We start from the raw sequence: 19,528 nt of genomic DNA on the forward strand, positions 1-19,528 counted from the left end.
TGTCGAATGTGGTGGCAAAATTCATTGGCTACGGGCTCGCTGTCATTACTGCGGCGTGTCGACCCGTCGTTTCAAGCGTATCGCGATGCTTGGGGGCGTTAGCCTGGCGTTGCTGCAAGGGATATGGATGATGCTGGGGGTCTTGAAGCTCTGACCGGCTGCACGGCTAGCGATTGGTGCTGTAAGGCCATGCTGTTCCTGATGGTCTTCACGAGCCGGGTGCCGGGGGAATGCCAGGTGGTACGAGCGCGCAGGCGGTGAGTAAGCCATGGATGTGCGCAGCGTATTGTCTCTCCCATTTGGCTGTCGTGGTTCCGACCAGTCTGCACCACCGGGGTGAAAGACAGCGGACATTTCCGGGTCGATTAGGAATGCCAGAGCCAGTTTGCGCTCCATGCATTTGGTAGCAGGGACGTCAAGTGGCGGTGGCATCGACGAGCACGAAGTCTGACACGGTTGGTGAGCGCCGCTGAAAACATCAGTAAGTATCGCGTTCCGATCGCGGTCTGCGCTGACCACCTCAATGCGATGGTCGGTACTGGGTGCCCATCGCGTCGGCGGGACGAGGTGGTCATCTGGCTGGGCATGCGCGCAACAAGAACGAGGGCGCGCACTCCGCCAGTGAATTGAATGGCAAAAGGTCTGGGCGCTTGTCATCTAAAGCAAAAGCGGCGGTAAAGTTGCCGTATTGAGAAATACGATCGTACTCTATCCAGTGCCAACGGGGAGATGGTGAATCCTAAGTAAAGGAATCAAGATGATTAGACCGGCTGCAGTACAGGAACGTCTCGATTTCGCCAGGCGCTTAAGAACATGCATGAGGGACGCAGGGTATACGGCAGATAGCCCGACGGTACTGTTGCGGCAGTTCAATCAAAGATGTGAAGTCGGTCAGTCACCGTCGGTCCACGCGGTGCGCAAATGGCTGCTGGGATTGGCGATTCCGACACAGGACAAGTTGCGTGTGCTGGCAGACTGGCTTGGCGTATCGGCTGAGTGGCTGCGGTTTGGTCAGGAACAGGCAAGCGACAGCCGCCACGATGCGACCGGAGCGCTCGTTCATGCTGACAGCAGCGATAGCGCATTGCTCGACGCATTTCATCGGCTGGATGCGAAAAATCAGGAAATCGTGTTTCAGCTGGTTCAGTCGTTAACAAAAGCAAGTCGGAAGACGGATCCGGCAGCGTATCGGCCCGATTACAAGCAAGCCGCCGAAAGATGCAGTCCCGCGCTGGAAGCGCAAATGCGCAAACGGTCCCGCAAAACAGGCGCCGTCGTGCAGCCAACCTGAAAAATCGGAAGGCTGGGAGGAGTCAGTGCGCGATTCCGACAACTGCCGCAGTGCTCCATCGATAGCCGGTCTGTCGCGAAGCCGTCCGGCTTAGGGAGGTGAAGCGGCGTTGTTGTGACACGCAACATCCTGGTCAATCTCTGGCGACCGGCCCTCCCTATCAAGAAAGCTCCGCAGAGGTTAAGACCAGCGGCGTTAGCAGAGTTGATGTGATCTATTCCTTTAGTTCTATGGGGCTCAAGCTGCTGAAATGGTCGGTCCAGAGCGGGATGCCGGGAAGATTGGGATCCTGCTCACGCAGTAGCCTGCCTTGGGCATCATGGAATTGCCGGTTGACTGACGGATAGCGCCGCAGATAATGCTGATCATTGCTGATGATGAACGCGTGGTTGTGGCGTATGTGCCGGTCCGGATCGGCATTCTGGAACTTGTTTCTGAACCCCATGGCCAACACTTCCGCCTGGCGCCGGACTACCGGATACAGGTTCAGATAGCCATTGGTGATATTGATGGCAATGAAGCCGTCGGGGCGCAAGTGGCGCTGGTAGGTCTGGAATGCTTCGCGGGTCAGTAAATGCACCGGAACCGCTCCGCCGGTGAACGCATCGAGGACGATTACGTCGTACTGGACATCGTCGGGCAACTGTTCCAGTTTCAGGCGCGCATCGCCGATGATCACCCGTCTACGCTGCGCCCGGCAGTCCGACAGATTGCTGAACCATTGCTCCGCGACCGCGACCGCGTCCGGATTGATTTCAAAAAAATCGTAGTGGTCGGCTTGGCGTGCATAGGTGGCCAGGGTACCTGCTCCCAGGCCGATGATGGCGATGCGAAGACTGGTTTTTTGCGTCATCGCATACTGCAACGTTTCCCCGATGCCGCTGTCAGGCGCATAGTAGCTGACTGCCCATCGCCGCTTCTCGGGCGTCAGGTATTGCAGGCCGTGCGTGATCCCGCCGCTGTAAAACACGCGATAATTGTCTGCGGCGGCGTCCCGGTAGCGACGTTCCTTGACCGAAATCGTGCCATAGAAGTTGCGAGACTGGTGCAACCGGATATCGGCGTAGTCGGCGTCCGAGTCGGTTCGCCACTGCAGTGGCGCCTGCCAATAGAGAACCAACCCGGCAAGTCCCACTCCAGACAGGAGGGTGATGCCGATGGTCACGTGTGTGTTCCGGCGTCGTTCCGACGTCAGCACCGAGCACGCCAACAGGAGGCCAGCGACCAGGCACAACGGCCACTCGTAATAGTCGGCAAAGACGTTGGTGGCTAGAAGTGCGACGAACAAGCCGCCGCATGCGCCGCCAAACGCCATCCAGAGATAGTACTCGGTCAGGTAGGTCGGGTTGGCTGGCCGCCTTTGGTACAACTCCCCGTGACACGCAAAGCAGATCAGGAACATGGCCGTCAGGTGGATCCAGCGGATCTCGGTGATGCCATAGTCCCACTCGAGGCCGAACCAGGCAGGAATGTGGTCGCGCCCGCTCAGTCCTGCGATCGCACTCAGGCAGGCCCAGGCAATCCATCGACGCTGATACCAGCGAGGATGATCGAAACACAGGATGAACGTCAACAGATAGAGGCTGAGGGTGGCAATCCATAGCCGCGGTTCCGGCGCAATATCATGGCTGACATGGTCGGTGGTTGCAATAAAGGTCAGCGAGGCAAGCGCCGGCAGGAGGACCCAGAGGACGCGTGCGAAGCGCGTTGGCCGGTCCAGCGCGTCCGGCGTGGCCAACCCGGACACGATGGCACGAGACGCCGCTGCCCGCCGCCCCAAGTTGGTGCGCAGTGTAATGATGGTACAAAGCAACGCAAATCCCCAGAAACCGTAGGTCCAGAAACGGGCCAGGTCGGGGAGCGCAAACCTCGGTTCAAACACATAAGGAAATGACAGGAGCGCAATGAAGGACCCGGCATTCGACAGTGCGTAGAGACGGTAAGCCGGGCGGCCAGGAAACGCTTGCGCAAACCAATGCTGGATCAACGGCCCGGTGGTAGCAAGGCAGAAGTAGGGAAGCCCCACGGTCATGCTGAGCAGCAGTAGCATCTTGGCCCCGGGCGGCTCGTTTCCCGTGGGTTTGAGCGCCGGGTCGGGAAGGATCATCGTCGCCATCGCCGCCGCCGACACCAGCAAGGCGAGATGCATGACGGTCTGGGCGCGTGACGACAGCAACCGCGCGACCAGATGCGCATACAGGTAACCACCAAACAGCGCAGACTGGAAGAACAGCATGGCGGTCGTCCAGACCGCCGGGCTGCCGCCAAACCAGGGCAGCAGAAATTTGCTGATCAGAGGCTGGACCTGGAACAGCAGATAAGCACTGAGCAGAATCGTCACCGCGAAAAGCGGCGCCTGAAAGGCGGCTGCCGTGCCGACGGAACGGGCCACTGGGCTGACAGGCGGGCTGCAGTTCGAATCCATGGAAGGCGTGACTCCTCAAGAGGCGAATGCGCCAGACGTCGCTTTCTCATTATATGAGCCTGCACGTTGATCGTGATTTTCTGCAGTCAATCTGCACTCCGCATTCCTTGCGGTGGATCAAGGAGAGCCATCGTGAGCGAATAACCATTCCCACACTGGCATGCATTGCGGTTCCAGTCGCGCCTGTGCGATGTGCAAATCCACGGGCAGGCCAGGTGGATCGTGCCCATCATCAATCCAGGCACCGGCACCAGCGCCTTCGAAAGTGGTGACGGCAGCGATCGTATCCGTACGCTGGTCAGTCGTCTTACCGGTCACGCTCAGCCATTCCATATCGGGTTGTTGATGACCGGCAGTGGCGTTTCCATGAAAAACTGGCAGGTGAGGGGTTGACCATGCTCGTTTCCAGGCATCGACGCGAGCGGCGCGACGACAGCCCAGGGTTGCCGCGCGCGCTCGTACAGCGCCTGACAAACCTGCTGCAGAGCTCGATGCAGGAAATCATGGGTGCACTGCTGACGGTGCGCCAACGAACACCTGGGATACATGTGGGTCAGGCGCGTGAGCGACCGCGCATGCCGTTGGCTGGATGCGCTACCGTCGCAGCCAGGAGGTGCTTGACGAGGTCCGGAACATCACGGTGAGCCAGTCTTGCGGCCGCTGGTATGCATCGATTCAAACCCAGCGCGCATTCGAGCATCTGGTGCATCCATCTGCTTCGGCCGTCGGTGTCGCGCGCTTTGCCACGCTGAGCGATGACTCGTGCTTCGCTCCATTAAACAGCGTCAAACGCCTGCAAGCGGTCCTGCGAAAGGCCCGGCACGCACTGTCTCGCAAGACTAAGTTCAGCAGCAACTGGAAGAAAGCGAAAGCCCGGATTTAGAAGATTCGCGCCCGCAGCGGCAATGCCCTACGCGACTACCTGCATAAGTGCTCGACAGCGATCAGCAAAAACCACGCGGTGGTGTGTATCGAGGATCTGCAGGTGCGGAACATGTCCGCGCCAGCAAAGGGCAGCATCGAGAGCCCCGGTAGGCAAGTGCGCGCAAAGGCTGGTCTGAACTGGTCGATTCTGGATCAAGGTGGGGCGAGTTTCGCCAGCAGATCGACTACAAGCCGCTCTGGCGGGGTGGCTATGTTGTTGCGGTGCCGCCGCAGAACACGAGCAGGACCTGTCCGAGTGTGGCCATGTCTCAGCCGGTAACCGCGCGAGCCAGGCGCGCCGTGCGTGCATCGGATGCAGTCATGAAGCGAATGCCGACGTTGTTGGCACCATCAATATTTTAAGGGCGGGGCACGCCTGGCAAGCCTGTGAAGTGAACGGTGCTGTCCTGCCATCAGCAGCAGGAACCCATCGAAGTGACTCAGGAGGGGCAGTCTAATGCCCGGCATAAGCGCAGTAGGAGTCCTCGTCCTTCAGAACGGGGAGGATGTCAACGTTGACGCTACCCTGTCAGGATCGAGCCGGACGCAGTGCTCAAACAGAGTTTTCAGAGAGCTGTTTCCATGATGGGCGGGCATGACACGGCAGCCAGAACACCTATTCTAGCTTAAACGCCACCGGCCACCATTCGTCGATATCCTGCATCTCAACGATTCCGGGCGGCTCATCGTGAAAACAGAAATAGCTTCCGTCTTGCACCCAGATCGCGTGCCGCCGCCGGCCTGTCTTTTTCATGACGACAACGCACAGTTCGTTTGGACCGAGGCATGCCAAGGCATTGTTTTCCATTAAAATGGTTTGCCTTAGTAGCTTCGCGTGTACCTTTTGGAGTCTCGATAGCTTTTCATCCCAGCCCATCTTGTCGCCTAACTTCTTTTATCAACCAATTGTCGTGCTCATCAATCATCACGTTATCCTAGAAGTCCTAGGATAAGTACGTCTAGCACGACCATGATGCGACAGCTTTTTCAATTGCGGTCTTTTCCTGAATTCAGCAGTAACCAAATTCCCTTGAGGATCCAACCTGCAACCAGGAAAAAAAGCACATAACAGAGGGAAAACCGCATCAGGCCAGTCAGGACTTTTTCTAACTGGATTGAGTAATCAGTGTTGATGAACAAGGTATTTGTCCATACTCCAAGCAGGACAAGAACGTGGATGACCCAGACGAAGCGGTTGAAAGTGATTTGCATGTCAATCATCGTTGAACCAGACACCGACTACACCAGTGAAGAGGATGCCGAACCCGGTTATGAGAGCAACGGTCGCCCCAACTATGGCCTCCAAGTTGGCTGCTATCATCGCAATACCGAGAAGGATGGCTCCCGCCAATTGCATGAGCTTGTATTCTTGATAATCCATATTCAACCATCAATTCAAGCCGCTATTAGACCTGATTCTTTAATGCAACACATGCCATATTTATGGGAGTGGACTTGGCACTCGGATACGATCACCCCCCACTCGTCGACCATGCGGATGGAAGGTAACCGGCGACTTAGCGGGGATGCAATCGAAAATATTGCGTATGCGGCACTCGGAAGGCCTGCTTACCGTTGGCCTTGGTCCTTCACAAGACCACGATGTAGAGAACGGCGGGCCATCGACCTAATGGCATTGCTCACTATAAAGAAATCCACCGATTGACAATAGGCGGCAACAAGAACCCTCTCTTCAGTATGGGTGGGAGCCTTTTGCTGTTCGGGGATTACATGCGATTTGGCAAATTTTTGATATAAGACAACGTTTAAAAGTTTGCTTTCGGCAATATGTCCGTGTGTATGTCATTCCCTGGTATGCACGATTGGAAAAATCTTAGCCCGCGTCCTTAACCGACCGCGGGCATTTTTTTGCAGTCACGCGTACTAACAATGTGCTACCTGGATTGCCTTCTTAAACTTTACCCGCTCAACCTCCGTTAGGTTGGGTCGTTGCTCGCAGATGAAACCAGTCCGTGAACTTCTTCATTGATAGGACACTCATGATCAAGCACTTCACAAAGAAAAGGGGCGGGAAGGGACTTTGTCGTGGGCGACGTCCGCAGCTGCTTTACCAAGCTGGCCGCGACATGGCGGCTTTGGGACTGCCGCCTCGTCTACAGGGCGGCCTGCCTTCGTATCTGTTTAACACATCTTGTTTCTGGTCTCACTTATCGTTGAACCAAGCGTCGACCAAGCCAATGATGAACATACCTGTACCACGGATGTAGGGCGGATTCAACCGGTCGTCGCAACACCTTAAATAAAGGAGGTGTTTATGGGAAGACCAGCGGGATGGATGCAGAAGTTGACCGGGCGAGGACCGATGCGCTCACCAGGTGCACCGTCGCATCGGCGTGAGACCGAACGGCGATTTTGGGAGCAGATCGCCACAGGCATTACAAGTGAGAAGGCTGCTGAAGCGATTGGCGTGTCGCCGGCGGTGGGAACTCGCTGGTTTCGTCATAATGGTGGCATGCCACTTTCCATGTTGAGCCCGATATCCGGGAGATACTTATCATTTGCCGAACGAGAAGAGATTGGACTGCTTTCATGCCAGGACATCGGCGTACGAGGGACGGTCGGGTAGCAGCGGCGTATTACTACGCCACCGCCCCCTAAGAACGGAGCGTGCCACTTTCACGGCACTCCGCTCAAGCCTTTCAAAGCCCCTTCATAGGAGCCGGTTTGGATACTGTCATTCCAAGGTTGTGAATCTGATTGTGGCATGTCGGATGAACCATTATTAGATTCTTCATTGCATTCGTTCCTCCATCAATTCGGTGGACGATATGATGAACGTGCCACCCTGTTTCCTTTGTGATCCGTTGACCGCACACGGTACACTCGCCTTGTTGGTCCCACCACAGGCGGATGAGTTTTTTGCGTCCAGCAAGAGTACTGAACATCTTTTGACCTATATGATCTTCAAAGTATGTTTCCCAAGCCGGATCGAAGGGGTTTGCTTCTGATTTGATTTTCGTGTGTCGCTGGATCGGAATATCGGACGTCCGACACAGCATCATCATGACCGATTTACCTTCCGAATTCTGTTTACTAATTGGTGTTGCAAAGGTCCAGCTTCGGCTCCCAATATCATGGAAGTAACGTCGCTTGATCCACGGCTTTCCTTTATTCTGATGTCTGCGGCAACACCATCGCCACAAAGCCTGCCATATCTGGTAATCAACTAAGTTAAAGACCTTTTTCGCTACGACATGTCGGTGGTAGTTCGCCCAGCCTCTTATCATTGGATTGAGCAGCCCGATTAGATTTGCTTGAGTGGCTGCTGCATTGTTTTTGATGACTGTTCGAACTTTTTCCAGAAATGCCTGAACATTCTTTTTCGATGGCTTGATCAGTAACTTGCCTTTGTATTTGCGAATGTTCTGTCCTAAGAAGTCAAAGCCTTTAGCAATGTGGGTGATTTTTGTTTTTTCCGGTGAGAGTCGCAGCCCTCTCTCATACATGAAGCTTTCCACTAATGGCAAGACCATATCCTGCAACATATCATGTGAGCAGCCGGTAATGATAAAGTCGTCCGCGAACCTAATAAGGTTCACCTTATCGCGCATGCGTTTGCCATCGACTTTGTATTGCTTCCCAAAGACTTCTTCCAGTTTCTTTTGGAGACCATCCAAGGCCCAGTTTGAAAGTGCAGGTGAAATTATGCCACCTTGTGGCGTACCTGCTTCTGTAGGGAAGAGTTTCCGGTCCTTGATATATCCGGCTTTCAGCCACTTCTTGAGAATCACTTTATCTGTAGGAACATTCGTAATCAACCAGTCGTGCGAGATTTCATCAAAGCATTTTTGGATATCACCTTCCAAAATCCACTCCGGCGCGTATTCATGCGCCAGCACATTGAAGCATTGTGCAATTGCATCAGCTGTGGATCTCTCCTGACGGAATCCGTAGGAATGTGGGTCTGCCATGGTTTCCGAGATGGGCACCAGAGCTGATAGATATAACGCTTGTTGCGCTCTGTCGACCATGCATGGAATTCCAAGCGGTCTCAGCTTTCCATTCTTCTTCGGTATGTAGATTCGGCGTAATGGTTGTGGTGCATAACCACGCCGAACCAATGCTTTGATGGCCTGATACTTGGCTTCTGGAGTAGACCATACGACTTTATCTACTCCTGCAGTTTTCTTACCTTGGTTTTCAGTCACCCGTCTAACAGCCAGTGCTTTGCCGCTAAACGAATGGGTTAGCAGCCATTGCAAGGCTTTCGCCTTACCGTAGCGGCCTTCCTTCGTCGCCTTGACGATACGGGCCTGCAGCCTTTTGACTTCCAGATGACACTTGGCCCAATCGATTCCATGCCAATGTCTATCGGCGTCGGAGGGCGCACCAGCGAGTACTACTTTCGCCGTCATTTGCCTTCCTCCTGCAAAGGTTCGTCAAACTTTCTCGTCAAGAAAGACCAGATCGAAGTCTGCCCGCTTTCGCGTGGAATGATATCGCCTGTTGGCTCAATTCCTATCCATGTTATTACAGCATGGCTTTCGCTTTCTCGATCATCCTCTACCCACTTGCTCTACAACTTCCCTTGCGGTTGGCCTGCCCCATGGGCGAGCAGTTGGGCTTACCTCGTTTCTCTGTTGCAGCACAATCGGGTTAGGTCCCATCTCTCCGCCTCGCGCGTTGAATGTCCGTGCAATCCAACCGACAAATAGATTGTCCCGCGCATGCCATTTTGGCTTGAGCCTGGCAGCTTCTTCGGCTCATCAAAATTCAAGACGTTTATCAATGGTTCACCTATGTTGACCGTACCGACTAGCCTAGCCCTATCCCGGATGAAGCTTCCAGGTTTGCTTAGTGCCTCGCAGCACCGTTGCAACCACCTCTCGATATTCGGTACATTGTCCCTTGAGCTTCAGACCCGACAGTTACCTGTCACGCCTGTCAAGGTAGGCTCTTCTGACGGAACAGAAGGTTCACTAGATTCCTCCTAAACAATAGATCGATCTTGAACAACTACAACAGCGACTTTCGAGTCGCACTGTCAGGAATTCTGTGTGCGAGGTCGGTTTAGTCGATGGCGTTGGTAAAGCGCTCGCCGAACATGATGGCAAACTGATTTGCTGCCTGCCTCCACGTACGCTGCGGCATCTTCCAATCTTTTTCAATATTGCGCAAGGCCAGGAACAGTAGCTTGGTCGCGGCCTCGTCGCTGGGGAAGTGGCCCCGATTCTTGACGATCTTGCGCAGTCGCATATGCAGGCTTTCTAGGGCATTGGTAACTGGCATGATATGAAGTGATGCTTTCGTGTCCCCGCCGGAGATATGGCGTATGGTGAGACCATCCGGGACAGGGGCATCGGGGAGCACTCTGGGTGGGCAAGCCGTTCTTATACGATGAGCTGCGAGCTCGTGTTAGTAGTTGGCTGCCCCTGCGACCCGCCCGGTTGCGCTGCGAGCGCGAATCCGTAGTTGTCGTGCTGCCCCATCCGCTCCCATTTCCACCATTGACTGGGAGACTCACATGCGTGTTATTGGACTCGACGTTGCGCGCTCTGTCGCTGACGTGGTCCAGGGGGCAGGGCGACATTTTTCACGATCGAAAGCGCGTGCATCGCGGAGTGGGAAGCTTAGGGTTGAGCATGCCACCTATTCTGCAGGGCGGCCTTTTTCAGACTGTCCCCCTATTGCAGATCGAGCATATTCAGATACAAAGCGTTGCTCCTGTGCGGGTACCCTAGCAGCGAGCTCTTCGCGGCTTCTATCTTCGCAAACTGAACACGCCTGTTGTTCTGGCACGGCTTGCGGCTCAGTATCGCGTCCAACTCCGCCGCCTTTGCTTGCAGTGATACGATGGCATCGGCGGCCTTGCAAACTCTTGTGCCCGCGCATTTGTCTATGCCGGCAGGTTGGCGAAGACACGTCTTCTGTTCTTCCAAGTCCATGCATTAAGTTGAAAACGCATCCAATTTTTCCCTGGATATCGCTTGCATCAAGATGCCTTAATATTTTGGAATGTTCCCTTTGGCGAGGTCAACGTCAACCAAAGTACCTGATCCCTCGTGCGTTGACAATTTCATCCTGGACGTCGGATGTAGCTTTATTATCCAGCTTTCTCACTGCCCAGCCAAACACATGGCTGTTACTTGTGCGTGTGCACAGGAACGTTGCCTTGTCCGGGCATTGTATCCTCCTTGGGCGACGGCATCGGTGCCGGTGTAGCAGCCTGCATTTTCCATTCTTCAGTGGCTATATGCACGCCACGATTGCTGAGGGCGGCCGCACATCAATCGTTGAACCATGCGCCAATTATGCCGGCTGTTAAGCAGAGCAGTCCTAAGCCAACCGCCACCATACCCGCGGCTTCTACTCCATGGTTAAGGACCAGGAATCCTGCAACCATGAGCATGAGGCCTAGCAGTTTTATAATTAAATATTGTCGGTTTTGCACGTGGACAGTTATCATTATTTCTAAATTTCAATTAAACCGCAAATGCGCTACTTGCACATGCCATATCTATGGGAGTGACCAACGTGCGGCAAACCCTGCCGTTCAGGGCCTGTCATTCGCCACCAGCTTTGCCAATGGCATAGCCCTAACAGCGTGGATAGCATGTGCTCCACCGACGCCAGATAGCTCAAGATTCGTCGCCAGGCGCCTTCCAGTCTCCACGCCCGTCATGCAGAACAAGATGCAATAGGGGAAATGACAAGGTCTTCAGACCCGAGGATGTCAATAAAGCAGCCTGAGTGTTCTCCATCATAATTTCCAGCAATTTTTCTGCATCGAGAGTTATACCAATCCCAAGCCATAACCTGCGAATGAGAACGGCCACTCGCCCAGCATTCCAGCTTACCCTTGAACGATTGGCTACACACCAACAGAGCTATGGGCACAGATGCTGGCGTAGATCTGTATCGGAAGACGAACGGGCTGACGATCGTCATCCTCGACATCGGCGTTGCCGGCAGGATGTCGGTCTTTACGGTGGTGGTCAGTCGCAACGTCGATCCGCTGGTACCGAAGCTGATGCTGGTCATTGCCGAAGGTATGATGGAAGAAACCATGCTGCTGCCGTTTGCGGCAGAAGGTACCCTGTCGGCGAAGGGATCGGGTTTGGGCGTCACGCGCAGCGCATTCAATGATGGTCCCGATGACGATCACACCTTCAGACGATTGGCGGGATCTGTACCGTGGACGGCACACCCGCTCCTAGCCTTACTGCCTATGATGTTGGCGTGCAGATCAATCAGAACACCAGCCTTACCATGTCCGGCGCAGGAAATCTCGCAGGAGCGCAGGGGTACCCGATGATCCTCACGTTAACGCATGGCACCCGCCAAGGCGCGACCCTTCGGCAAACGCTCGAGCTGAGCACGCAGACCGGCTTTTGCGTCGCGTTCAATGCAACCCGACGGCACCTATGCGCGGAGGTAAATAGGGCCTCGGCACGGCACAGCAAGTCGTGAAAGGCAGATCGTGGTAACGGCATGCACGTCAGCCGGCTCCTGTCGTGACGATGCGACGGGCACTGCGGGTGGCGTCGAGTGAATTTGAGACGCCATCGCGGTTTACCCCAGCGGATGTCGGCGATGCACAGAGTGCTTGACGTCCTCTTCGTCGTTCACTTACGACACCACTGACGCGGCAACGATGAGGCGGTCGTCCAGCTACGGCAATTGCCCGCGCCCCGTTTATAATGTGCACTTCCCGAACCACGGCCGCGCGGCCGCCCCACTCCCCCGCAATATGGACGTCCTTAGCACCGCTCAGTGGAAAAATATTGAAGCCATGATCGCTATGGCGGGCAACATTAAAAAATTTACCCAAATCGTCGGGCTGCCTTACCAATCATTTGTCGACTTGCGTAGAAAATGCAAGCCGCTGAGCGAGAAGTATCGGGTCTCGATTGAACATGCGTTAGGATTACCGGATCAGTGGCTCAATGTCGTGCGCGACGGCGATATGCAAACGCTCCTGATGGGAATACCCACACTGTGTGATCTAAAGGGGGAGGACAACAGCCCTGCGATGCAAGAGCTGCGGCGGACCAACCTGCGCCTGCTTGTCGGCATTGCACGCGGTGCGGTCAGGGCACTGTGCGAGCGGATGGGCTGGGTGGCTCCGATTTACTCGAAGCTGTTGAGTGTCAGCTTCGGGGCACGCAAAGCACGTCAGATTGAACAATGCATCGGCCTTCCGGAAGGCTGGTTTGACATACCGCATCCTGACTATGGGGATCTTCCGGCCGAATTCGACCGACGATGCGCGCGGCTGTGCGGTATAGCGGTGCACAAATCCGATCCGGTGATGGAGCTGTCCGTCGGTGAAGGTGAAAAATCGTCGCGTCCCCTGATGCTGCAGCTACCCGCGGTCGTGCTGACGGTACGTTGCGCCCCTATTTCGCGAGCGCTGATTGAAACCTTGGTGCGCCGCGCGAATTCTGGAGATCTGTCCGAAGAGGAAGCGCTTGAATTGCTTAACAGTGCAACCAGCATAAGGCGCCCAGGTTTACTGCGTTAAGCCGCGATTTCTCGGAGGCGCTGCCACCCCATGCATAATGGAGTCAGCCTGAAAACGGGAACGTTGGCTTCGCTAGCGATCTCCGCCCATGAGCACGCCCGTGTCTCCCGAACGCTCTGCCGGTTAGATGTCGCGCATAGACCGGATGGTGCTGGAAGGGCCTGCGCCGTACACCAGCCGGACCTGCAGTGAGTGCGGTTATACCCATTCGGATAACCGGCACGGCGAGCGCTTTTGCTGTCTCGCGTGTGGATTTGAAAAGTGGTGCCGATGACAACGCGTCAATCACTCTTGAAGCGGCATGACATGCCGTACCAGCCTGTGGAGAGGTGGTGCTGGCAGGGCCCTCCGCGAAGCCGGAACCCGCCGGGGTCTTCAGCCGAATATCGCTGCTTACTGCCGGAATCCCCGTCCTTCCCGCTCCAGCAGCAGCCAAAGACCGAGGGCGGGGAGGAAGTCAATGTCGCCATTGTTGACCGATCAGCGTGGAAAGCTCCGTGCGTTGCGCTGGCGGGCTGGTACGTTAACCTTTGCCTAATACCAATCCCAAGTCATAACATACCGCCGTTGGCGTCAAGATTGGTCCAGGCACGGGTGCATAGTGAACGAATCGCACCGGGTATCTGAGTGAAGGCGTTCCAGGCATCGCAGCAGACATCAACGATCTGCTCATAGCTGTCGTAACACCGATTAGCCAAGCTGCGGTCACGCAACTGCTGCCATACTTGCTCAGTCGGATTAAGCTCAGGCGAGCCGGTTGGAAGCGGCAACAGAGTTAAGTTGGGCAAGCGCGGCAGCTTTGTCGTCGTATGCCAGCCGGCGCGATCGAGCAACACCACAGCATGACGACCATCTGGGACGGCGGCACTGATGGCTTGCAAATGATGCGACATCGTCTGTGTATCGGCATGGGGCAGTACCAGACCGACGGCAGTGTCTCTTTCGGCACAGACGGCCCCAAAGATATACGCCGACTCCGATAGCTGCTGCCGGACGACTCTCGGCCGTGTTCCTTTACGCGCCCACAGCCGTGTTTGTGTACCGCGCTGTCCAATGCGCATCTCGTCTTGGAACCAGATATCGACTTGGGCCAGCTTGACCTCAGCGGGCAGAACTGCCCGCACTTCCCGCAGCAGGTTTTTTTTCGAAATCCGCTTGTCTGACTGGATCAGCATACGGGCTTCTTGATCGCGCCGAGATCCACACAATGCCCAGGCGTTTTAACAATTCATACACGCCATTGAGGGAATACGTCACCTCAAACTGCTGCGCCAGCAACTGGCGAATGTCCTCGCCACGGATACGACCACCGGGGCGGACTTGCTGCAACTGCTCGATGGCCACCCGAAACGCTTCTTCCTGTTCCCTGGGCAATCGCTGATTACACCAGTAGCGGGGCTTGCTGCCCAAGCCCTTGAGGCCATCGCGTTCGAACCATCTCTCCCAACGCGCAACGGTATGACGTGTGGTTCGCAGGGCGGCGGCCACTTCGGTATAGCTTTTACCATCCTTCAAGTGGGCCAGCGCGATATAGCGTAGTCGTCGTCGCCCATTTGGTTCTTCCCTCGCCAGCAAGTCAAAGTTGTACCGTTGCAAGCGCTGTAGTGCCTCTGGCGTCAACATGGTCGCCTCCAAGACAGAACTTCGTCTCCTTCAGACCTTCAGCACCAGAGGCGGTTCGCTTAACCGTGGGATTGGTATAACGTACCGACCCAAATAAAACAACGCAGGCACAGGGCCGACTGTCGCCGCGTAGAGTGTCAAGCAGATTATAATCTTGCAATGCATTCCTGCTTCTTGCTACTTGGGCTGCAGGCAGGGCCTGAAATCAAAATCATAAAAAATCCATGGATACCGCTGAACACGAAACAAAGGCGCCGACGACCACTTATGATCCCAATCGACTGCTAGATAGCGTCATCGAAAAATTGCATTTGAAGAATGATGCGGCACTTGCACGAGTACTTGGGGTTCCCGCACCGGTAATCAGCAAAATTCGCCACGCTAGACTTCCCATTGGGGCATCGCTTCTGATCGCGATGCATGAGGAAACCGGATGGAGCATTCGCGAACTGCGGGACCGCATGGGGGACCGCCGCCAGAAATTTCGGATCAGTCCGGTTCAATTCAAACCGAAATAAATTAAATCTGCGTATTGCAGTCCAATCACAAAAGAATTGAGTGCTGTTCAATGTAGAGATGACGCGGGATCGACTGGCAGCCTGGCTTGGTATTCCGACGTAACGGGGGATGCGGAAAATGCGCAGATCATCAATGCATGATGCTCTCTGCAATCTACCGACTGCATGCCGGCAAAGCTGCCAAGAAAGGTCGCTGATCCTCCGGCATGATCGAGCAGTGCCATGAAACATCGAGCTTCAATGAAACAATAACTAAACGACGATGATGTGAATGCCAAGTCACGTGTCACGAAAGCTACCGAAGGCAGTACATCGACCGTCCCCGATTTAGGGATATCTCCAAGGACAAGACAGCAGCAATTGCGGCGGTCGACAGCCGCGGCCATGACGGCCCCGCGGAACTGCCGCATTATGCCTTCCGTCGTTCAGGGGAGAAACGCTTGTTACTGTCTGCTACATCTTGATTAACAGCCAAAAACGGTGCAATCCATGGGCCGTGCTGCCGATGCGGCACCTACCGGCTTTCCCTCGGTCTGGCGGAGGCATACCTCTGGATTAATCGTCCTGTTGAATCAGAGTGCAGATGCAATAGAACGCTTGCAACCGGCCAGTTCTGCCCGCAATAGGCGTACGATCTGGCAGTCTTTATTCAATAGCCAACGGTAGCCAGTTTCCACTGCTTCGGTTCATCTCCCCGCCACTGCATGCTGTGCATTTGGAGCGGAGTGTAACGTATCAGGCATAGCCAAACTCTCCCGGCCGTGCAGGCCCTTTAACGTGGCGGCGGGTGGCGACGCTGCGTTATCAACGCGCGCCTTTACTGATGGTGAATCGACCTGTTTCTTCCATACGTTCATGGTCGTCCGCCGTGGGCGCCATGAACAGGCCAACGTCGGCATACGAGAGTACTGGCGGCGGTTCGGCATGCTGTTGCAATCGTGCCGAGCCCTATCACAACGCCAAGAAGTGATCTGGCTTACCGCCTGCGTTTACCGCAGGCACGAACGCTGCTTCGTGTCAGGACCGTTCAGCCTACCATGCGGATATGATATGAGGGCGCGGGACCGATCCGATCAGGCAGAGAGGCGATTATGAATCCACGTTGTATATTGTGAGTGAGCGCAGTGGTCAGCGCGTTGCTGGGGCTGACGTTGCTGCTTGCGGCTAATTAACTGATGCGCGGCATCTATCGTCCTGAAGAGTCGGCCTCACTAACTGGGTTGCAGGCGTCCTGCCGTCGTTGAGGGCGGTGAGCAACGCGCGGTCGACCGTGTTGAACGACATGCGCTGCCTATTCGGATATTGTTAATCATTTAATTTTCTTGCCGCAAGCGGTCTTTATGCCGGTAGTTGAAACAATTCACGTCCATGCCAGAAAAGCCTTGGACTGGCTTCCCTCAGGTGGCCAGTTCACAGGTAACGCACGCTCTTTGCTAGCGATCAGCACCGGGCGGGGTCCAGTCTGGCGCGCACCGATGGTTCGATCCGGCTGCTGCCGGTATCCGTCCCATGCTCAGGCTGCTAACGTTTGACGATGCTAACGGCAGCCAGTAGTATTGGCCGTTTTTCCGGAGGCAAGATGGCCATCAGGCGAGATGCCCCCTTCACCACCAGTGATCAGCCGGCTGCAACTGCACAGCGCAGTCGGCTTGCCAGCGCCGGCGAGATCCTCAAAACTACGTATATGAATGGAATGGCGATCACCGCCTACCGCCTGTCGCCCGCCATTGGGGTTGCGCAGGCGCGCATTAGTCAGATCGCCAACAACAAGCGCGCGATCACCGCTGACACTGATTGGCGTCCTGACGAATTCCATACGCTGGAGGCAAGCTTTTTCCTGAACCTGCAGCAGCGGCATGATTTGGACCCCGTTCGCGCCGCGTTAGGCAACCGTCTTGACGTGATCCCGACGTTTGATCGAGTTGAGGCTGGATAAATGCCGCGTACTCCACTCGTCCAGTTCGACGTGGCAAACCTGCGTGACTGGGTCGATGCCTACCGCAACCATCCTGACAATCCAACCCGCACATTCCCGATGCGAAGTTCCGGTATTGCCAATGCCAAGGGGTGGACATGGGCGTCGATCGATCGGTCGTTGTTGAAAGGCGTGTTCGGCGAGCACCGCGCCCAGCGTCTGAGCCAATGGCTCAACGACGCTTATCCAGACGAGCGCGCGCCGCTCACGCCTGCCAAACTTGCCGACTTGGTCGAGGCTTATCGCCGCCATCCGGATAATCCCGGACGGGAATTCCCGACGTATCATTCGCAGCGCCCCGCTGAGCTGTATCCCAATGGCGATGGCATGCGAAGTTGGCGAACGATCCATGCTGCGATGGTGCGCGGATTGAACGGCTTTCCTGAGCGGATCACACTCGCCGACTGGCTCGACCGCGAGTACCCGGAGGAACGGGGCATGCTGACGCGGTCGATGTTGCGCAGGATGGTGGCGGCGTACCGCGATCATCCGTCCAACGTGCGGCATGAGTTCCCCTCGGTGCGTTCCCATCAGCCCGACGACTGGGATCTGGCGGGCGCACCCGGCTTTGCGTGGACCTCGGTCAATGCGGCGATGATGCTTCGCCAGCGCGGGTTCGCGGAGGGATTGACACTCACCGCCTGGCTCGACCGAGAATATCCGGTTGAGCGTGGTGTCCTGTCTTCGTTGCTGGTGCGGGAACTGGTCGAAGAGTATGTCGCTGATCCGGCCAATGACACGCGCGCATTGCCGACCGGGACATCTGGGGAGATCGACGTGCTAACCGAGGTATGGGGTGTGCCGATGACCTGGGCCAGGTTATCCAAAATGATGGCAGCCGGAACGCACGGATTTCCAGAAAAGATTACATTGCCGCGCTGGCTCAAGCGCGAATTTGCCGGTAGCGCGCCGATCCATTCCCCTGCACACGGACAAGCCATACGACGTGTGTCGCCCGGCACTGTACGCGCATGGATTGACCGCTATCGCTGCGATCCCGCAAATCCCGCGCGGCGATTTCCGACGGCCGACCTGTCATTAGTGCCCGGGGGCCCAATGGTCTGGGCGCAGGTCGCCATCATGATGGCGCTCGGCAGTCGTGGCTTCGGTGAACGCATCGATTTCGAGGATTGGTTGGACCGGGAATATGGGCTCGAGCGACTGCCACTCCTGACCGCCGGACGGCTTCGATATTTGGTCGCCTTTCATCGCCGGCATCGGCTCAATACCTTGAGCGTTTACCCGGACGCCGACTCGCCTACCTATCCGGGCATGCGTGAATCCTGGGCGCAGATTGATGTCGCGATGCGGTCTGGGACGCATGGCTTCCCGGGCAGGGCTTCTCTGGCGCAATGGATTGAGCAGGAATACGGGCCGGTGCCGGACGAGCAATCGGTTGGCCAAGCTTCCAGCCGCGAGCCGGACGCTGAGGATTCGGTCCCGGGCGCATCTGCAAGCACCGGTGGCATCGTATAGGCACCGGCGAGTGCCGGCGACCAGCGCCGCCGTCATCCGGGGGCGATGCAGCTTGCCTGCACTGCAGGCAGGCGATACGGAATGCGTTTACGGTGTGAATCTGTTCAAGGACATTTTTGCAGCGATCGGTGATGTCGTTCGAGGTCGCAGTCGGACCGCCGAACGGGTATTCAAAGAGGCACGTACGGCGGCAGCTGATGACCTTCGCGTCAAAGCTCTTCAGCTTGGCGCCGCCGCAATAGTCGGAATGCACGTTCAGTATTCAGAGCTCACCGGCGGTGGCAAGAACGGTATGCTCCTTGCGATTGCAACAGACACCGCTGTCAGACCGAGTCAATAAAACTTTACGCGTCAAGTGCCGCATTTCGGTTAACCAATTTACACATAATGTTGAATTATTTCTTATGCGAAATTTTTGCTCTCTTTGAAGCCGCCTTGTGGAACGCGGGGTTCAACAATAGATGTACCGGCAACCTTGCCGTCACGCTCACAGTAAGCACGGGTGGATGCTCTCGAAGGTAGTACTCTCAAGCCTTCAACTATTTATATCCATGTTATCGCTGTGAACTAGTATGCTTGCCCATCCGCAACGATCCAGACTATGCCGCTGCTACCCGCCTCTTGATGGCAGATAGCTTAGGCCTAAGTGATTGCAATTCCATTTCTTGCGCTACCTCAACTTCACGTGGCGGCATGGCATTACATTGTTACTAACAATTACTAAGGAAGGTAGATATGCAAAAGCTAACAGAGGCTGTGGAATTTGGGCTCTGCTGTGTCTTCGGAGCTATCTGCTTGTCTATCATTTATG

General features: G+C 55.7%; 18 protein-coding genes and 2 pseudogenes. 12 read left to right on the forward strand and 8 right to left on the reverse strand.

Annotated features, from left to right (window positions below):
- Positions 1-817 precede the first annotated feature (817 nt).
- Positions 818-1,291 (forward strand): hypothetical protein, encoded by a 474-nt coding sequence (locus tag IGW03_RS17660; protein ID WP_194723887.1) that lies wholly within the window; start codon positions 818-820, stop codon positions 1,289-1,291.
- A 214-nt stretch (positions 1,292-1,505) separates the two neighbouring features.
- Here IGW03_RS17660 and IGW03_RS17665 read toward each other — a convergent pair whose 3' ends face one another.
- On the reverse strand, positions 1,506-3,716 hold the full coding sequence (locus IGW03_RS17665; protein WP_194723888.1) for a fused MFS/spermidine synthase: 2,211 nt from the start codon (positions 3,714-3,716) through the stop codon (positions 1,506-1,508).
- 222 nt (positions 3,717-3,938) lie between these two features.
- Here IGW03_RS17665 and IGW03_RS17670 point away from each other — a divergent pair, with 222 nt between their 5' ends.
- From IGW03_RS17670 to IGW03_RS38130, 3 genes are all read left to right on the forward strand, one after another.
- Positions 3,939-4,109, forward strand: coding sequence for a hypothetical protein (locus tag IGW03_RS17670; RefSeq protein WP_194723889.1), 171 nt, complete (start codon positions 3,939-3,941; stop codon positions 4,107-4,109).
- Positions 4,110-4,305: 196 nt separating this feature from the next.
- Positions 4,306-4,599, forward strand: a complete 294-nt coding sequence (locus tag IGW03_RS17675; RefSeq protein ID WP_194723890.1) for a transposase — start codon at positions 4,306-4,308, stop codon at positions 4,597-4,599.
- A gap of 221 nt (positions 4,600-4,820) precedes the next feature.
- Positions 4,821-5,003, forward strand: coding sequence for a hypothetical protein (locus IGW03_RS38130; protein ID WP_438943657.1), 183 nt, complete (start codon positions 4,821-4,823; stop codon positions 5,001-5,003).
- A 253-nt stretch (positions 5,004-5,256) separates the two neighbouring features.
- Here IGW03_RS38130 and IGW03_RS17685 read toward each other — a convergent pair whose 3' ends face one another.
- From IGW03_RS17685 to IGW03_RS17695, 3 genes are all read right to left on the reverse strand, one after another.
- The gene (locus IGW03_RS17685; protein WP_194723891.1) at positions 5,257-5,517 is read right to left on the reverse strand and encodes a hypothetical protein; all 261 of its coding nucleotides are present in this window, start codon (positions 5,515-5,517) and stop codon (positions 5,257-5,259) included.
- A 110-nt stretch (positions 5,518-5,627) separates the two neighbouring features.
- Positions 5,628-5,852, reverse strand: a complete 225-nt coding sequence (locus tag IGW03_RS17690; protein WP_194723892.1) for a hypothetical protein — start codon at positions 5,850-5,852, stop codon at positions 5,628-5,630.
- 1 nt (position 5,853) lies between these two features.
- Positions 5,854-6,021: a hypothetical protein gene (locus tag IGW03_RS17695; protein WP_194723893.1), complete on the reverse strand. Its 168-nt coding sequence runs from the start codon at positions 6,019-6,021 to the stop codon at positions 5,854-5,856.
- A 915-nt stretch (positions 6,022-6,936) separates the two neighbouring features.
- Here IGW03_RS17695 and IGW03_RS17700 point away from each other — a divergent pair.
- A pseudogene (locus tag IGW03_RS17700) lies at positions 6,937-7,212 on the forward strand (IS30 family transposase); the annotation flags it as partial.
- Positions 7,213-7,300: 88 nt separating this feature from the next.
- On the opposite strand, the gene ltrA reads toward IGW03_RS17700, so the two are convergent.
- Positions 7,301-9,016: a group II intron reverse transcriptase/maturase gene (ltrA, locus tag IGW03_RS17705; RefSeq protein ID WP_194723894.1), complete on the reverse strand. Its 1,716-nt coding sequence runs from the start codon at positions 9,014-9,016 to the stop codon at positions 7,301-7,303.
- A 655-nt stretch (positions 9,017-9,671) separates the two neighbouring features.
- Positions 9,672-9,893: pseudogene (locus IGW03_RS17710) on the reverse strand (transposase); the annotation flags it as partial.
- 1,567 nt (positions 9,894-11,460) lie between these two features.
- Here IGW03_RS17710 and IGW03_RS17715 point away from each other — a divergent pair.
- From IGW03_RS17715 to IGW03_RS39035, 3 genes are all read left to right on the forward strand, one after another.
- Entirely contained in the window at positions 11,461-11,916 is a 456-nt protein-coding gene (locus tag IGW03_RS17715) for a hypothetical protein (protein ID WP_194723895.1), read from the forward strand.
- 477 nt (positions 11,917-12,393) lie between these two features.
- On the forward strand, positions 12,394-13,125 hold the full coding sequence (locus tag IGW03_RS17720; RefSeq protein WP_194723896.1) for a hypothetical protein: 732 nt from the start codon (positions 12,394-12,396) through the stop codon (positions 13,123-13,125).
- A 145-nt stretch (positions 13,126-13,270) separates the two neighbouring features.
- Positions 13,271-13,399, forward strand: a complete 129-nt coding sequence (locus IGW03_RS39035) for a zinc ribbon domain-containing protein (protein ID WP_369122952.1) — start codon at positions 13,271-13,273, stop codon at positions 13,397-13,399.
- Between the two features lie 277 nt (positions 13,400-13,676).
- Here the strand turns inward: IGW03_RS39035 and IGW03_RS17730 are convergent, their stop codons facing one another.
- Both IGW03_RS17730 and IGW03_RS17735 read right to left on the reverse strand, forming a co-directional pair.
- On the reverse strand, positions 13,677-14,300 hold the full coding sequence (locus IGW03_RS17730) for an IS630 family transposase (protein WP_194723898.1): 624 nt from the start codon (positions 14,298-14,300) through the stop codon (positions 13,677-13,679).
- On the reverse strand, positions 14,227-14,748 hold the full coding sequence (locus tag IGW03_RS17735; protein WP_194723899.1) for a winged helix-turn-helix domain-containing protein: 522 nt from the start codon (positions 14,746-14,748) through the stop codon (positions 14,227-14,229). Before IGW03_RS17735 ends, IGW03_RS17730 begins: the two co-directional genes overlap by 74 nt.
- A gap of 224 nt (positions 14,749-14,972) precedes the next feature.
- Here IGW03_RS17735 and IGW03_RS17740 point away from each other — a divergent pair, with 224 nt between their 5' ends.
- From IGW03_RS17740 to IGW03_RS38140, 4 genes are all read left to right on the forward strand, one after another.
- Positions 14,973-15,266 (forward strand): helix-turn-helix domain-containing protein, encoded by a 294-nt coding sequence (locus IGW03_RS17740; RefSeq protein ID WP_194723900.1) that lies wholly within the window; start codon positions 14,973-14,975, stop codon positions 15,264-15,266.
- A 1,579-nt stretch (positions 15,267-16,845) separates the two neighbouring features.
- Complete coding sequence (locus tag IGW03_RS17745) at positions 16,846-17,202, forward strand: HigA family addiction module antitoxin (protein ID WP_194723901.1); 357 nt, start codon at positions 16,846-16,848, stop codon at positions 17,200-17,202.
- Positions 17,203-18,717 (forward strand): hypothetical protein, encoded by a 1,515-nt coding sequence (locus IGW03_RS38135; RefSeq protein WP_228535708.1) that lies wholly within the window; start codon positions 17,203-17,205, stop codon positions 18,715-18,717.
- A gap of 52 nt (positions 18,718-18,769) precedes the next feature.
- A complete protein-coding gene (locus IGW03_RS38140) occupies positions 18,770-19,057 on the forward strand; it encodes a heavy metal-binding domain-containing protein (protein WP_228535710.1) in 288 nt (95 codons plus the stop codon).
- Positions 19,058-19,528: the final 471 nt, after the last annotated feature.

Origin of the sequence: Noviherbaspirillum malthae (assembly GCF_015352985.1) — a bacterium.
GTDB lineage: Bacteria > Pseudomonadota > Gammaproteobacteria > Burkholderiales > Burkholderiaceae_D > Noviherbaspirillum > Noviherbaspirillum malthae.

Excerpts from the sequence above, each read along its gene's own strand:
- IGW03_RS17660 (WP_194723887.1), top strand. The coding sequence starts at position 818 with ATGAGGGACGCAGGGTATACGGCAGATAGCCCGACGGTACTGTTGCGG.
- IGW03_RS17665 (WP_194723888.1), bottom strand. The coding sequence starts at position 3,716 with ATGGATTCGAACTGCAGCCCGCCTGTCAGCCCAGTGGCCCGTTCCGTC.
- IGW03_RS17675 (WP_194723890.1), top strand. The coding sequence starts at position 4,306 with ATGCGCTACCGTCGCAGCCAGGAGGTGCTTGACGAGGTCCGGAACATC.
- IGW03_RS17685 (WP_194723891.1), bottom strand. The coding sequence starts at position 5,517 with ATGGGCTGGGATGAAAAGCTATCGAGACTCCAAAAGGTACACGCGAAG.
- IGW03_RS17690 (WP_194723892.1), bottom strand. The coding sequence starts at position 5,852 with ATGCAAATCACTTTCAACCGCTTCGTCTGGGTCATCCACGTTCTTGTC.
- IGW03_RS17695 (WP_194723893.1), bottom strand. The coding sequence starts at position 6,021 with ATGGATTATCAAGAATACAAGCTCATGCAATTGGCGGGAGCCATCCTT.
- ltrA (WP_194723894.1), bottom strand. The coding sequence starts at position 9,016 with ATGACGGCGAAAGTAGTACTCGCTGGTGCGCCCTCCGACGCCGATAGA.
- IGW03_RS17720 (WP_194723896.1), top strand. The coding sequence starts at position 12,394 with ATGATCGCTATGGCGGGCAACATTAAAAAATTTACCCAAATCGTCGGG.
- IGW03_RS39035 (WP_369122952.1), top strand. The coding sequence starts at position 13,271 with ATGGTGCTGGAAGGGCCTGCGCCGTACACCAGCCGGACCTGCAGTGAG.
- IGW03_RS17730 (WP_194723898.1), bottom strand. The coding sequence starts at position 14,300 with ATGCTGATCCAGTCAGACAAGCGGATTTCGAAAAAAAACCTGCTGCGG.
- IGW03_RS17735 (WP_194723899.1), bottom strand. The coding sequence starts at position 14,748 with ATGTTGACGCCAGAGGCACTACAGCGCTTGCAACGGTACAACTTTGAC.
- IGW03_RS17740 (WP_194723900.1), top strand. The coding sequence starts at position 14,973 with ATGGATACCGCTGAACACGAAACAAAGGCGCCGACGACCACTTATGAT.
- IGW03_RS17745 (WP_194723901.1), top strand. The coding sequence starts at position 16,846 with ATGGCCATCAGGCGAGATGCCCCCTTCACCACCAGTGATCAGCCGGCT.
- IGW03_RS38135 (WP_228535708.1), top strand. The coding sequence starts at position 17,203 with ATGCCGCGTACTCCACTCGTCCAGTTCGACGTGGCAAACCTGCGTGAC.